Source organism: Aeromicrobium sp. CF3.5 (genome assembly GCF_051262695.1).
In the GTDB taxonomy this organism is placed as follows: domain Bacteria; phylum Actinomycetota; class Actinomycetes; order Propionibacteriales; family Nocardioidaceae; genus Aeromicrobium.
The window spans coordinates 192,097-205,549 of record NZ_JBIMEZ010000004.1 but is presented as its reverse complement, the minus strand read 5'-3'; the positions used below and the strand labels follow the sequence as shown (position 1 = coordinate 205,549).

Here is a 13,453-nt window from a genome sequence, read left to right as displayed (position 1 = left end):
GCGCGTCAGGCGATCAGATCGATCGTCGGTTTCGTTCCGGCCGTGGCGGTCCCGGACGCCACGCAGTCCCATGCGAGAGCCAGGCGACGGACGGCCTCGGTCAGCACCTCCGGCGGGTGCGTGTAGGGCAGGCGGAGGTGCCGTTCCCCGGCCGCCGGTGCGCCCGGAAAGAATCGTGGCCCGGCGGTCAGCAGGAGCTGGTGGTCGGTGCTGTCCGCGACCAGCGGCGTCGACACGCGCTCGGGCAGGGTCAGCCACAGGTTGAGACCGCCGGCCGGACACGTCGTGCGCACGTCGGGCAGCTGGGTTGCGAGCTCGCCCAACAGGTGGTCGCGTGCCGCTCGAGCGCGAGAGCGCGACGCGGCCAGGGTCTGGCCCCCGTCCTCGAACAGCTCGCACAGCACCAGCTGGTCGAAGGCAGAGGTGCCGAGGTCGTCGATCATGCGAGCCTGCAGCAGCGGCATGACCGCTGGGCGTGGCGCGCGGATCCACCCGACCCGCAGTCCGCCCCAGTAGGCCTTGGACGACGAGCCGATCACGATCGCCTGCGGGTTGTGGTGGGCCAGGCTCGGCGGCAGGGTGATGCCATCGAGATTGACGTCCCGCAACGACTCGTCGACGACCGGAACGACGTCGTGGCGCGCCAGGGAGCGTCCCCAGTGCCCCCGCTCCTCGCCGGTCATGACGGCGCCGGTGGGATTGTGGAAGTCGGGGATCAAGTAGGCCGCGCGGTGGCGTCCGGACGCAAGGAGGTCGTCGAGCCCGTCCCACGGGCGATCGCTCACCGGCAGGGCGCTGAGTCGGCCGCTGACGTGGGCGAACGCGTCGGCGCCGTGCGGATAGGTGATGCCCTCGACGATGGTCCGAGATCCCGTGCCGCCGATGGTGCGAGCCACCAGGGAGATGGCGCCCATCGCGCCGTTGGTCACGATGATCTGGTCGGGATCGGTCGGTAGACCGTCGCGCGAGTAGCGCTCGGCGATCAGAGCGCGCAGCCGTGGCAGTCCGTCAGGGAGGTAGCCGGTCGTCGCCAGCAGTCCCGGAAGCTTCTCGGCGGCCAGCTCGAAGGCACGCCCGAGCCCCGGCGGGCCGGGCCACGCCGAGTAGGTCATCGCGATCGTGTCGGGGTCGTCGGGTGTCGCCATGAGGCTGCTCACGGAGGAGGCGGCCCGAGGAACCTGCACCACGGTTCCCGATCCCTGGCGAGAACGGACGAGCCCGGCGTCACGCAGTTCGGCGTACACGCGCGTGGTCGTCGTGCGGCTGACGCCGAGGGCGGTGGCGAGGTCGCGCTCGGACGGCAGGCGGGTGCCGTCGATGACGCGACCGTCGATGACGAGCAGCCGCAGCCGATCAGCGATGTCCCGGTAGGCGGGGCCTGAGGCGGGCGAGGCGTGTCCGAGCAGGTGCGCAAGCCGGTGGGCGGAGAGGATCACATGGCCACTGTCTCACAATTGGCTCTATGAACAGGGGCCAATCGTGGTCACAGTGGAACCATGAGAACGATCGAGTCGTCCGTCGCGTCGCCCACGTCGGACCGCGTTCCCGCCCGCGGCGTGCTGTGGGGGTTGATCGGCGTGATCACCTTCTCGCTGACGCTGCCCTTCACCCACGTGGCGGTCAGGACCCTGGATCCGGTGTTCGTCGGCGCTGGACGTGGGGTGGTCGCGGGCGCGCTCGCGGCACTGCTGCTCGTGATCACCCGATCCCCACGGTTGACGCGTCGTCATGTCGGCAGCGCCCTCGTCGTCGCAGGGGGTGTCGTGGTCGGATTCCCCCTCCTGACGAGCCTTGCGATGCGCGAGGTGCCGGCGAGCCACGGTGCGGTCGTCATCGGCATCCTTCCGGCGGCGACCGCAGTCGTCGCGGTGCTGCGGGGCCGGGAGAGTCCGAGCGCGACCTTCTGGGTGGCCTCCTGGGCCGGTGCCGCGAGCGTCATCGGGTTCGTGCTGATCGGTGGCGGCCCGACCGGTCTGGCGGGCGCGGACGTCCTGTTGCTCCTCGCCGTCGTCGCTGCTGCGATCGGCTACGCCGAGGGCGGGCTCCTGGCGCGCCAGATCGGCGCGTGGCGGACCATCTGCTGGGCGCTGGTCCTGGCGCTCCCGATCATGGTTCCCATGACGATCGGCTCGGTGGTGGCGCACCCCGTGTCGGCGGACCTCTCCGGGTGGGTGGCCTTCGGGTACGTCAGTCTGTTCAGCATGTTCCTCGGCTTCTTCGCCTGGTATCGGGGCCTGGCGATCGGTCCCATCTCCTCGGTGAGCCAGATCCAGCTGGCCCAGGGTGTGTTCACGCTGATCTGGGCCGCGGCGTTCTTCGGCGATGCCCTGACGATCGCCACGGTCACCGGTGCAGCCTGCGTCGTGCTGTGCGCGTTCCTCGCGGTGACCGCTCGGGTGCAGCGATGATCGCCCGTCGCCTGGTGGTCCTGCTCGCGGGGCTGTTCCTGTACGGATTCACGATGGCGATGCTGGTCGAGTCGACCCTCGGCCTCGATCCGTGGGACGTGTTCCACGAGGGCGTCGCGAACCGGGTTCCGCTGACCTTCGGTCAGGTGGTGATCGTGACCGGTGCGGCGGTTCTCCTGCTGTGGATCCCGCTGCGCCAACGGCCCGGCATCGGCACGGTGCTGAACGTCGTCATCATCGGGTTGGCCGCTGACTTCGGCATCTGGTTGATCGATCAGCCGGATCACCTGTTCTGGCGGACGATGCTGCTGGTCGGAGGTGTCGTCGGGAATGGGTTCGCCGGGGCGCTCTACATCTCGGCGAACCTGGGCTCCGGGCCACGCGACGGCCTGTGGCTCGCCCTGGTGCGCCTCACCGGGCGCAGCATCCGGTTCTGGCGCACCTCGATCGAGATCACGGTGCTGGCGATCGGGTTCGCGCTCGGCGGCACCGTGGGCGTCGGCACGGTGCTGTACGCGCTCGCCATCGGCCCGCTGGTCCAGCTGTTCACCGGGCTGCTGCCCGACAGGACGCCCGACGCGCGCCGCGCGGAGATCGAGCGGAGCTCAGCGGCGCGTGGCGATGAGCAGGGAGGCGTGCGGGTCGATCAGCATCTCGACGGCGGTGAAGCGGTCGTCGGTGAGCCACCGCTCACGGACCGAGTCGACCTGACCGTCGACGATCGGGGGCCAGAACGGTGACGGCGTGAAGTCGTCGAGCACCACGATGCCGCCGGTCTCCAGCAGGTCGGCCAGGACGTCGATGTCCTCCATGACCTCGCGCACGTCGACGAACAGCATCGAGAACGGTGCGTACTGCTCGAGCGTCGACCAGTCTCCGGCCACCACGTCGACATTGTCGACATCGGCGAAGATCTTCTGCACGTCACCGGCCAGCGAGGGATCGAGCTCGGCGCTGACGATGCGGGCTCCTTCGACCGCTCCGCTGGACAACCACGCCGATCCGACGCCGCAGCCGGTGCCGAGCTCAGCCAGCGTTCCGGTGCGCGAAGCCGCCAACGAAGCGAGCAGACGGCCGGTCTCGTGGCGGATCGAGGTGATGAATCCGCGCTGTCGTGACAGGTCGAGCGTGGTCGAGACCAACGGGGGAAGGTCGGCCGGTGCGCTCATGCGGCCAGTCTGTCATGGACAGGTGACCACCCTGCCGCTAAGCTGTCGTCACCATGCGGAAGCTGCTCGTAGTACTCATTGCTCGCCGCGGCGGGGCCTTCTAGGGCCACACCCTGCCGCGGTGCTCGTCGATGACGCCACGATCCTGGTGTCACCAGGTGGCCCGACAGCTCGCCGCAGGTTCGTCACAACCGGGTTCGATCACGATCTGATCTCCTCACCCCGTTGCCTGTCCGGATGATCTCCGGGATGTTTCGGTGCGCTGTCTCACACAGCACCCGCACCCGTTCTGTCATTCCCACGATCGAGGAGATCATCATGTTCCAGACCCAGACATCACCCACCCACACCAGCCGATTCGGTGGGGGTCGCATCGAGTGGGGCCCGGCTCACCTGCGCGAGGACGCGGTCGCGCTCGACGTCGAGCCGACCGACCGTCCCGACGACAACTGATCCGCGCCTCCTAGGATCGGCTCATGCCTCAGAACTCTTATTCGCTCGCTGTCGTGCCCGGTGACGGGATCGGACCCGAGGTGACCGGCCAGGCCCTCGGGGTGCTCGACGTCGTCGCCGGCCAGCACGGCCTGTCGTTCGAGCGCACCGAGTACGACCTCGGTGCGCGCCGGTACCACGCCACGGGCGAGACCCTGCCCGACGCGGTGCTGGCCGAGATCCGGGGCCATGACGCGATCCTGCTGGGCGCGGTCGGCGATCCGTCGGTCCCGTCCGGCGTGCTCGAGCGCGGGCTGCTGCTGCGATTGCGCTTCGAGCTGGACCACTACGTGAACCTGCGTCCCTCGCGGCTGTTCCCCGGTGTCGCGACGCCCCTGGCGGAGCCGGGCGACATCGACTTCGTCGTGGTGCGTGAGGGCACCGAGGGGCCGTATGTCGGCAACGGCGGCGCCATCCGCGTCGGCACACCGCACGAGATGGCCACCGAGGTCAGCATCAACACGGCCTTCGGTGTCGAGCGAGTGGTTCGCGACGCGTTCACCCGAGCGCAGGGGCGTCCGCGGCGCAAACTCACCCTCGTGCACAAGAACAACGTGCTCGTGCACGCCGGGCACCTGTGGAAGCGCACGGTCGACGCCGTGGCGACGGAGTTCCCCGACGTCACGGTCGACTACCTGCACGTCGACGCGGCCACCATCTTCCTGGTCACCGATCCGGCACGGTTCGACGTCATCGTGACCGACAACCTCTTCGGCGACATCCTGACCGACCTGGCTGCGGCGATCACGGGAGGCATCGGCCTCGCGGCGAGCGGCAACGTCAACCCCGATCGCACTGCGCCGAGCATGTTCGAGCCTGTGCACGGCTCTGCGCCCGACATCGCTGGACAGTCCAAGGCCGACCCCACGGCAGCGATCCTGTCAGCGTCCCTGCTGCTGGAGCACCTGGGCCACGACGACGCTGCGGCCCAGGTCGCGAAGGCGGTCGAGGCCGACATCGCCGATCGCGGAGTCGAGTCACGCAGCACCGAGCAGGTCGGCGAAGCCATCATCGGACGATTGGCGTGAACGACATGACCTTCACCGCACGCACCGAGCTCAACCCGAACCCACGCAGCGACGCCGAGCGCGACGCGATCCTCGCCGACCCCGGATTCGGCACCAGCTTCACCGACCACATGTTCGTGGCCGACTGGACCCTCGAGGACGGCTGGCACGACGCCCGGGTCGTGCCGTACGGCCCGATCCTGATGGATCCGGCCTCGGCAGTCCTGCACTACGCCCAGGAGATCTTCGAGGGGCTCAAGGCCTACGCCCACCCCTCCGGCGAGGTGGCGCTGTTCAGGCCGGACCAGAACGCCGAGCGGATGCGACGTTCGGCGCGACGCCTCGCGCTTCCCGAGCTGCCCGACGAGTGGTTCCTCGGATCGATCGACGCGCTGATCGCCGCCGACCGGGCGTGGGTGCCCTCGGGCGGGGAGAAGAGTCTGTATCTGCGGCCCTTCATGTACGCCTCGGAGGCCTTTCTCGGTGTGCGGCCCTCGGCCAAGGTCACCTACAGCGTCATCGCCTCACCCGCGGGCGCCTACTTCAAGGGCGGCGTCAAGCCGGTCTCGATCTGGCTGTCCACCTCCTACACCCGGGCTGGCGCTGGCGGCACCGGCGCGGCGAAGTGCGGTGGCAACTACGCCGCCAGCCTGCTGCCGCAGCAGGAGGGCATCGCCCACGGCTGCGACCAGGTGGTCTTCCTGGACTCGATCGAGCAGACCTGGATCGAGGAGCTGGGCGGCATGAACCTGTTCTTCGTGCAGTCCGACGGAACCATCGTCACCCCCGAGCTCACCGGTTCGATCCTCGAGGGCATCACCCGGGGCAGCATCCTGACGCTGGCCGGCGATCTCGGTCACGAGGTCGTCCAGCGTCGGGTCAGCCTCGACGAGTGGCGCACGGGTGTTGCTGACGACACGATCACCGAGATCTTCGCCTGCGGCACCGCCGCAGTCGTGACGCCGGTGGGCCGGTTGAAGTGGGACGGCGGCGAGGTCGTGAGCACCGACGGCGATGCCGGCCAGGTCACCACGGCGATCCGATCGGCCCTGATCGACCTGCAGTACGGAAGGGCCGAGGACCACCACGGTTGGGTCCGCCCGACCAGCTGAAGTCTGTGATTGCATCGGGGCATGACCGACGTCACCACCGATGGGACCACCCGCACCGAGCACGACCTGATCGGCTTCCGGGAGGTTCCGATCGATGCCTACTGGGGCGTGCACACGTTGCGGGCGCTCGAGAACTTCCCCATCACGGGCATCCAGATCGGCGCCAGTCCGCACCTGGTCGAGGCACTCGCCTCCGTCAAGCAGGCCGCAGCCGCAGCCAATCACGACCTCGGTCTGCTCGATGACGAACGGCATGCCGCCATCACGCAGGCCTGCGAGGAGATCCGTGGCGGGGCACTGCTGGATCAGTTCGTGGTCGACGTGATCCAGGGGGGCGCCGGCACGTCGTCGAACATGAACGCCAACGAGGTCATCGCCAATCGCGCGCTGGAGATCATGGGCCACGAGAAGGGTGACTACGGTGTGCTGCACCCCAACGAGCACGTCAACCTGAGCCAGTCGACCAACGACGTCTACCCGACCGCGGTCAAGGTGGCGATCATCCTGGAGGCGCAGGCGCTGCTGGACGCCATGGAGACCCTCGAGCTGTCCTTCGCGACCAAGGCCGAGGAGTTCCGTGACGTCCTGAAGATGGGGCGCACGCAGCTGCAGGACGCCGTCCCGATGACGCTGGGCCAGGAGTTCCGCACCTACTCGCTGATGATCGCCGAGGACCGGGCGCGCCTGAGCGAGGCCCTGCTGCTGCTGCACGAGATCAACCTCGGTGCGACGGCGATCGGCACGATGCTCAACGCCCCGCAGGGCTACGTGCCGTCGGCGTGCGGTCACCTGGCGGAGCTGACCGGGCTGCCCCTGGAGACCGCGCTCGACCTGATCGAGGCGACGCAGGACTGCGGCTCGTTCGTGCAGCTGTCCGGCACGCTCAAGCGGGTCGCGGTCAAGCTGTCCAAGATCTGCAACGACCTGCGGCTGCTGTCCTCGGGACCGCGGGCCGGCTTCAACGAGATCAACCTGCCGGCCGTGCAGGCGGGGTCGAGCATCATGCCGGGCAAGGTCAACCCGGTGATCCCCGAGGTCGTCAACCAGGTGGCGTTCCAGGTCATCGGGCACGACATGACAGTCACGATGGCGGCCGAGTCCGGACAGCTGCAGCTCAATGCCTTCGAGCCGGTGATCTGCTACTCGCTGACCGCCAGCATCGCGCGGCTGCGCGAGGCCATCGTGGTGCTCGCCGAACGGTGTGTCGACGGCATCACGGCCAACGTCGAGCTGTTGCGAGCCGAGGTCGAGAACTCGATCGGCCTGGTCACCGCGCTCAATCCCTACATCGGCTACGCGGCGGCCACCGAGGTAGCCAAGGAGGCGCTTGTCACCGGTCGAGGTGTGGCCGAGCTGGTGCTCGAGAAGGGCCTGCTGCCGCCGGAGAAGCTGGCCGCGATCCTGCGCCCGGAGACCTTGGCGAACCTCGCGCCGCGGGCGTGAGGTTTTCCCAGCTTCGCCGGGCAGGGAGATGACACGGGTGCTCTCGCATGGTGAGACCCACCGGTCACATCAGCATCAAGCGCCCCATGAGGCTCAGGAGTCACATTGGGCGGTGACCTAGCGTCGTATCAGCAGCCCTGATGCGACGCTAGGTCACCGCCCCACCCTGACCACGGGCGCTGCCTTCGTCCTCAGCCGCCGGCGGAGCCGGCAGAACCACACCTAGAGCGAGGCGATCCAATCGACGGCGGCTGGTGAACCGAAGAGACCCGGCAGGCCGCCGGTGTGCCAGAACATGACGGTCTCGTCCGGGTGGATGTCGCCGTCAGCGATGGCGGCTACCAGGCCAGCCATCGCCCGCCCCGTGTAGATGGGATCGAGGACGAGCCCGTCCTGCGTGGCCGCCGTCCGGAGCGCATTGCGAACCGACGGGGTGACGTCGCTGTACCCCGACCCCACCTGGTCGGTCCGCAGACGCAGGCCTGCCGGGTCCGAACCCAGCTCGCGGACCAGCGCGGAGACCCGCTCGTGCGGATCGGCGACGGCGCCGGTGTCGACCCCCAGCACGAGGTCCGCTCCGAGGCCTGCGACGAGCCCGGCCATGGTGCCGCCCGAGCCCACCGCCACCACGTGGTGGCGCGTGTTCGCGACCTGGGCCGCGGCCTCACGGCCGGCGTCGGCGTAGGCCGTGGCGGCGGACGCGTTGGTGCCGCCGTACGGGATTCGCGCAGCGATGACGCCTTCGTCGGCGAGCGCCGAGACCCGTTCGGCCGCGACTGCCTCCAGGCCCTCGTGTGGCACGGGGCCGGCCCAGTGCAGACGAGCACCGAACAGGTGGTCCAGCACGAGATTCCCGGCCACCGGGGAGTCGGCCGTTCCGGCGAGCACCAGCTCGACGTCGAGACCGAGCCGGGCTCCGGCCGCAGCGGTGAGCCGGGCGTGGTTGCTCTGCGCGGCGCCGGTGGTGACGAGAGTGGTGGCGCCCGCGGCGAGGGCGTCCGCGCACAGCCGTTCCAGCTTGCGCACCTTGTTGCCACCGCCGCCGAGGCCGACCAGGTCGTCGCGCTTGATCCAGAGCGCACCCGGCGCGAGGCCGATCGCCGCCGCGAGGCGCGGGGCAGGTTCGACGGGGGTCGGCAGGGTGCACAGCCGCACGCGGTCGGTCACGAGAACAGATCGGCGATCGGATCGCCCATCACGGTGAGCACCAGCTCACCGTCGTGGAAGGCGATCAGCAGGTCGGAGCTGCGCTCGGGTCCGGTCTGGTCGATCTGGTCGTCATAGGCCAGGGCGATGTCGTGGAGGGTCACGGCGGCCGGCCCGACCGGATCGTGGGCGGGCCACTCGGAGATCAGGCGCTGGGAGAGTCCCAGCAACACCGCGATCGTCGAGGCGGCCCGCGCAGCCTCGACGCCGTCGACGCGCAGCTCGGGCAGCCCGAACGCCTCGAGACCCCGGGTCGTCAGGCCGATCGGGTCGACGTCGACGGCAACCCAGGCGGCGGCACCCGCTGCGGCCGGATCCTCCACGATCCGCGGTACTGCGAGGTCCACGAGCACACCGTCGTGCTCGGTCGCGAAAGCACCCGCGTCGCGCCGCGCGCCGCGCGCCGCAGACCGCGCATCGCTGAGCGGAACGTCGGTCATGAACATGCGCAGGTGGGTGCGTTGCATGAGTGCGTGGGTCGCCTCATCGGTGGCACCAAAACGTTTGAGGAGCGCTGCCGCGGGGGCGGGGAAGTCCGCTGAGCCGTCGATCGGCTCGCGGGTGAACACCCCATGGACTGATCGACACCGCTGCGGAACCGGAACGATCCGTTCAGAGTCCGGCGCGTCGGACGTCACGCCGACCGCTCGCCGACCTTGACCACGAGCTTGCCGAAGTTACGGCCCTCGAGCATGCCCATGAACGCCTCGGGCGCTGCCTCGAGACCGTCGACGACGTCCTCGCGATAGTGCACCGAGCCCTCGGCGATCATGGCGCCCACGACCCGGTGGAAGTCACCGAGGTGCGAGGCGAAGTCGGACTGGATGAAACCCTGGATGTGCAGACGCTGGCGCAGCACGCGCCCCATCAGGGCCGGCATGCGGTCGGGGCCGGCGGGTGCGTCTGTGTCGTTGTAGTTGGCGACCAGACCACACACCGGAATGCGGGCGAAGTCGTTGAAGCGCCTGAGCACGGCATCCCACACGGCGCCGCCGACGTTCTCGAAGTACACATCGATGCCGTCGGGCGTCGCGGCCGCGAGATCGTCGGCGAAGGTGGGGGAGCGGTGGTCGATCGCGGCGTCGAAGCCGATCTCGGTCAGGTAGGCGCACTTGTCCGGACCGCCAGCGATGCCGACCGCCCGCGCGCCCTCACGCTGGGCGAGCTGTCCGACCAGTGATCCGACGGGGCCGGTGGCTGCGGCCACCACGACGGTCTCCCCCTCTTTCGGCTTGCCGATCTCGGCGAGGCCCGCGTAGGCGGTGAAGCCCGGCATGCCGAGCACGCCCAGAGCCGTGGAGATCGGAGCGCGGTCGGGGTCGATCAGGCGCAGCTGGGACGCCGGGGCCACGGCATGGGTCGACCAGGTCGTGTAGCCCAGCACGATGTCGCCGACGGCGAAGTCCGACCCGTTGCTCTCGACGACCTCGGAGACGGTCCCGGCGCCGAGCGGAGCGTCGACCTTGAAGGGTGCCGCGTAGGACGGAGCGTCGCTCAGGCGGCCCCGCATGTAGGGATCGAGCGACAGGTAGAGCGTGCGCAGCAGGACCTCACCGTCGCCCAGGGAGGGCACAGGCACGGTCTCGGTGCGGAAGTTCTCCGGCACGGGAGCACCGTGGGGACGGGAAGCGAGGACGATCTGCGTGTTGTTGGGCATAGACAGATGAGTCTAGACTGGATCCGAACACCCTTCCCCGGCGCGCCGCCTCCCGTATCGGGGGGCTTTTTTTGTGAGCGACACCCCATCGACGAGGAACTGATCGTGACCGCAGGACAGCAGAGCCCCGGGCGCCAGGCTGCCTCGGACTTCCACGTGTACGACACGACCATGCGCGACGGCGCCCAGCAGGAGGGCCTCAACCTGTCGGTCCAGGACAAGCTGCACATCGCGCGGCACCTGGACGATCTCGGTGTGGGATACATCGAGGGGGGATGGCCCGGCTCGAGCCCCAAGGACACGGAGTTCTTCGCTCTCGCCGCCAAGGAGCTGGACCTCGACAACGCCACGCTCGCGGCCTTCGGCGCCACCCGTCGTCCCAACGTCGCCGCGGCCGACGACCCCCTGCTGGCCGCGCTCCGCGAGTCCGGCGCGTCGGTGGTCACTCTGGTGGCCAAGAGCCACGACCAGCACGTCCTCAAGGCGTTGCGCACCACGCTGGATGAGAACCTGGCCATGATCCGTGACTCGGTGGAGCACCTGATCGGCAACGGCCAGCGGGTCTTCGTCGACCTCGAGCACTTCTTCGACGGTTACGCCGACAACCGCGACTACGCCCTCGAGGTCGTCTGCACGGCGGCCGAGGCCGGAGCCGAGGTCGTCGTCCTGTGCGACACCAACGGCGGCATGCTGCCGCACCTGGTCACCGACGTCGTCACCGACGTGATGAGGGCGGGTGCCCGCCTCGGCATCCACGCCCACAACGACACCGGTTGCGCCGTCGCGAACTCCATGGCGGCAGTTCGTGCTGGTGCCACGCACCTGCAGGGCTGCATCAACGGATACGGCGAGCGCACCGGGAACGCCGACCTGGTCACGTGCGTGGCCAATCTCGAGCTCAAGCTCGGCATGTCGCTGCTGCCCGCCACAGATCTCGGGCGGAGCCGCCTGGCCGATGCCACCCGCATCTCGCACGCCATCAGCGAGATCACCAACTACCCGCCGCACGCCCGTCAGCCGTACACCGGAGTCTCGTCGTTCGCGCACAAGGCGGGCCTGCACGCCAGCGCCATCCGGGTCGATCCGGACCTGTACCAGCACGTCGATCCGGCACTGGTGGGCAATGACATGCGCCTGCTGGTCTCGGAGATGGCCGGTCGCGCCACCATCGAGCTGAAGGGGCGCGAGCTCGGATTCGACCTGACCCGTGATCCGGACCAGCTGGCCCGCGTCACCGACCGGGTCAAGGCCATGGAGTCCGAGGGCTACACCTTCGAGGCCGCCGATGCGTCCTTCGAGCTGCTGCTGGCCGAGGAGGTCGAGGGGCGTCGTCCGTCATTCTTCGACCTGGAGTCGTGGCGCGTCTCCGCCGAATCCAGCCGCAGCGCCTCAGCGTTGTCGGAGGCGACGGTCAAGCTGTTCGCTGGCGGTGAGCGGCTCGCGGTGGTCGGTGAGGGCAATGGTCCGGTCAATGCGCTCGATCATGCGCTGCGGCAGGCGATCGAACGGGTGTACCCCGACGTCGCACGATTCCACCTGACCGACTTTCGGGTGCGCATCCTCGACCAGGGGCACGGGACCGACGCGGTCACCCGGGTGTTGATCGAGACCTCAGACGGCAAGGACACCTGGGTCACGGTCGGGGTCGGGCCCAACATCATCGAGGCGTCGTGGCAGGCACTCGTCGACGCCTTCACCTTCGGTCTGCGGCACCACGGTGTCGCTCCTCTCAGATGAGTGCTCGGGCCGCCCGGCCCCGGCGCGCGCTGCTGTTCCTGCCGGTGGCGGTCACGGTGCTGCTCGCCGTCGCCGTGGGTGGGTTCGTCGTGGTGCAGAGCCAGGAACAGGCCGACCAGATCGAGAGCGCTGACGCCGCTGGCGCCGACTACCTGAGCGCGGTGGCGACGTTCCAGAAGCAGGTGGCCACCGCGGTCGAGGAGGCCGACCAGGACGACCCGGCGGCCATCGCGAGCGCACTCGAGAACGCGGTGCAGAATCCTCCCGCGCTGCCCGACCTGGACGAGGAGTCGACCGGGGTCGAGAGCTCCAGCACGTACACCGAGGCGGTCCGCGTCGAGGAGACGCTGCTGCAGCCCTACATCGAGCTCGGCGAGGAGCTGGATAGGGCCGAGGTGTCCTTCACCTACATCGCCGCCGCGCGCGAGGTGCTCGACCTGCGTGTCGAGGACTTCGTCGAGGGCACGTTGCTCTCGAGCAGCGGGTCGTTGCGCACCGGGCTGATTCCGAGGTTCGTGCAGGCCCGCGACGAGCTGGCGCAGGTCCCGGTGCCCGAGGACGGCCAGGACGTCGCGGACACGGTCACCGGCGCCGTGCAGCACGTGATCGACGAGGCCACCGCGCTGGCCAACTCGATCGACGCCAACCAGAACTACACGTTCACCTACGCCGACCAGTACCAGGCCGGCATCACCGCCCTCGAGAACTACGCCACGGCGGTCGAGGGTGACCTGACCGAGTCGCTCATCGCGATCTCCGACCTCAGCGAATGATGCCCGGATCCCGTTGCATGGGCACGTGGTCGATACCGGCCTCCATGAAGTTCTCGCCGGTGCGCACGTAGCCGAAGCGGCCGTACCAGTCCTCGAGGTGTGCCTGGGCGTTGAGGTGCAGAACGCCGTCGCCCCACACCCGGGTGACCTCCTGCACGAGGCGCCCCGACTGACCGGCGCCGCGGTGCTCGCGGCGCGTGCAGACACGGCCGACACGGCGAGCGCCGTCGGGATCAGTCAGGAGACGCACGTAGCTGGTGGGCCCCTCGGCGTCCTCGAACCACAGGTGGTGCGTGGCCTCGAGGAGGTCCTGGTCGTCGACATCGGGCTCGTCGCACTGCTGCTCGACGGCGAAGACGGCGTCGCGAATCTTCCAGATGCCGTAGACGTCGGAGGCGGCCAAGGTGTCGCCGGCCTTGCTGATGAGGGGTTGATCGGTCACGAGATCA

The 13,453-nt window shown here is 69.2% G+C and carries 13 protein-coding genes; 7 read left to right on the top strand and 6 right to left on the bottom strand.

Features of this window, described 5'->3' with window-relative positions; all coding sequences use genetic code 11:
• Window positions 1–5: 5 nt before the first annotated feature.
• A complete protein-coding gene (locus ACHAA3_RS09910) occupies window positions 6–1,436 on the bottom strand; it encodes a PLP-dependent aminotransferase family protein (RefSeq protein WP_435708835.1) in 1,431 nt (476 codons plus the stop codon).
• Between the two features lie 60 nt (window positions 1,437–1,496).
• On the opposite strand from ACHAA3_RS09910, the gene ACHAA3_RS09905 reads away from it, so the two are divergent.
• On the top strand, window positions 1,497–2,408 hold the full coding sequence (locus tag ACHAA3_RS09905) for a DMT family transporter (protein WP_435708834.1): 912 nt from the start codon (window positions 1,497–1,499) through the stop codon (window positions 2,406–2,408).
• Window positions 2,409–3,013: 605 nt separating this feature from the next.
• Here the strand turns inward: ACHAA3_RS09905 and ACHAA3_RS09900 are convergent.
• Window positions 3,014–3,577, bottom strand: coding sequence for an O-methyltransferase (locus tag ACHAA3_RS09900; RefSeq protein WP_435708833.1), 564 nt, complete (start codon window positions 3,575–3,577; stop codon window positions 3,014–3,016).
• Between the two features lie 318 nt (window positions 3,578–3,895).
• On the opposite strand from ACHAA3_RS09900, the gene ACHAA3_RS09895 reads away from it, so the two are divergent.
• Genes ACHAA3_RS09895 through ACHAA3_RS09880 form a run of 4 tightly spaced genes read left to right on the top strand, consistent with a single transcriptional unit; the run spans window position 3,896 to window position 7,631 of the window.
• Window positions 3,896–4,030 (top strand): hypothetical protein, encoded by a 135-nt coding sequence (locus ACHAA3_RS09895; protein ID WP_435708832.1) that lies wholly within the window; start codon window positions 3,896–3,898, stop codon window positions 4,028–4,030.
• Window positions 4,031–4,053: 23 nt separating this feature from the next.
• Window positions 4,054–5,097: a 3-isopropylmalate dehydrogenase gene (locus ACHAA3_RS09890; protein WP_435708830.1), complete on the top strand. Its 1,044-nt coding sequence runs from the start codon at window positions 4,054–4,056 to the stop codon at window positions 5,095–5,097.
• Window positions 5,098–5,102: 5 nt separating this feature from the next.
• Window positions 5,103–6,188 carry a branched-chain amino acid aminotransferase gene (locus ACHAA3_RS09885; RefSeq protein WP_435708829.1) on the top strand — a complete coding sequence of 362 codons (1,086 nt, stop codon included), beginning with the start codon at window positions 5,103–5,105 and terminating at the stop codon, window positions 6,186–6,188.
• Window positions 6,189–6,209: 21 nt separating this feature from the next.
• Window positions 6,210–7,631 (top strand): aspartate ammonia-lyase, encoded by a 1,422-nt coding sequence (locus ACHAA3_RS09880; protein ID WP_435708828.1) that lies wholly within the window; start codon window positions 6,210–6,212, stop codon window positions 7,629–7,631.
• Between the two features lie 222 nt (window positions 7,632–7,853).
• Here ACHAA3_RS09880 and ACHAA3_RS09875 read toward each other — a convergent pair whose 3' ends face one another.
• The 3 genes from ACHAA3_RS09875 to ACHAA3_RS09865 all read right to left on the bottom strand — a co-directional run bounded on the left by ACHAA3_RS09875 (window position 7,854) and on the right by ACHAA3_RS09865 (window position 10,494).
• Window positions 7,854–8,798, bottom strand: coding sequence for a pyridoxal-phosphate dependent enzyme (locus tag ACHAA3_RS09875; RefSeq protein ID WP_435708827.1), 945 nt, complete (start codon window positions 8,796–8,798; stop codon window positions 7,854–7,856).
• Complete coding sequence (locus tag ACHAA3_RS09870; protein ID WP_435708826.1) at window positions 8,795–9,304, bottom strand: hypothetical protein; 510 nt, start codon at window positions 9,302–9,304, stop codon at window positions 8,795–8,797. Before ACHAA3_RS09870 ends, ACHAA3_RS09875 begins: the two co-directional genes overlap by 4 nt.
• A gap of 167 nt (window positions 9,305–9,471) precedes the next feature.
• Complete coding sequence (locus ACHAA3_RS09865) at window positions 9,472–10,494, bottom strand: NADP-dependent oxidoreductase (protein WP_435708825.1); 1,023 nt, start codon at window positions 10,492–10,494, stop codon at window positions 9,472–9,474.
• A gap of 105 nt (window positions 10,495–10,599) precedes the next feature.
• Here ACHAA3_RS09865 and cimA point away from each other — a divergent pair, with 105 nt between their 5' ends.
• Entirely contained in the window at window positions 10,600–12,231 is a 1,632-nt protein-coding gene (cimA, locus tag ACHAA3_RS09860; RefSeq protein ID WP_435708824.1) for a citramalate synthase, read from the top strand.
• Entirely contained in the window at window positions 12,228–13,004 is a 777-nt protein-coding gene (locus tag ACHAA3_RS09855; protein WP_435708823.1) for a hypothetical protein, read from the top strand. The genes cimA and ACHAA3_RS09855 overlap by 4 nt, the downstream gene beginning before the upstream one ends.
• Here the strand turns inward: ACHAA3_RS09855 and ACHAA3_RS09850 are convergent.
• Window positions 12,994–13,446: a GNAT family N-acetyltransferase gene (locus ACHAA3_RS09850; protein ID WP_435708822.1), complete on the bottom strand. Its 453-nt coding sequence runs from the start codon at window positions 13,444–13,446 to the stop codon at window positions 12,994–12,996. The two genes, ACHAA3_RS09855 and ACHAA3_RS09850, sit on opposite strands and share 11 nt — an antisense overlap.
• Between the last annotated feature and the right edge of the window lie 7 nt (window positions 13,447–13,453).

Coding starts and splice junctions, on each gene's coding strand:
- ACHAA3_RS09905 (WP_435708834.1), top strand. CDS start 1,497: ATGAGAACGATCGAGTCGTCCGTCGCGTCGCCCACGTCGGACCGCGTT.
- ACHAA3_RS09900 (WP_435708833.1), bottom strand. CDS start 3,577: ATGAGCGCACCGGCCGACCTTCCCCCGTTGGTCTCGACCACGCTCGAC.
- ACHAA3_RS09895 (WP_435708832.1), top strand. CDS start 3,896: ATGTTCCAGACCCAGACATCACCCACCCACACCAGCCGATTCGGTGGG.
- ACHAA3_RS09890 (WP_435708830.1), top strand. CDS start 4,054: ATGCCTCAGAACTCTTATTCGCTCGCTGTCGTGCCCGGTGACGGGATC.
- ACHAA3_RS09885 (WP_435708829.1), top strand. CDS start 5,103: ATGACCTTCACCGCACGCACCGAGCTCAACCCGAACCCACGCAGCGAC.
- ACHAA3_RS09880 (WP_435708828.1), top strand. CDS start 6,210: ATGACCGACGTCACCACCGATGGGACCACCCGCACCGAGCACGACCTG.
- ACHAA3_RS09870 (WP_435708826.1), bottom strand. CDS start 9,304: ATGCAACGCACCCACCTGCGCATGTTCATGACCGACGTTCCGCTCAGC.
- ACHAA3_RS09865 (WP_435708825.1), bottom strand. CDS start 10,494: ATGCCCAACAACACGCAGATCGTCCTCGCTTCCCGTCCCCACGGTGCT.
- ACHAA3_RS09855 (WP_435708823.1), top strand. CDS start 12,228: ATGAGTGCTCGGGCCGCCCGGCCCCGGCGCGCGCTGCTGTTCCTGCCG.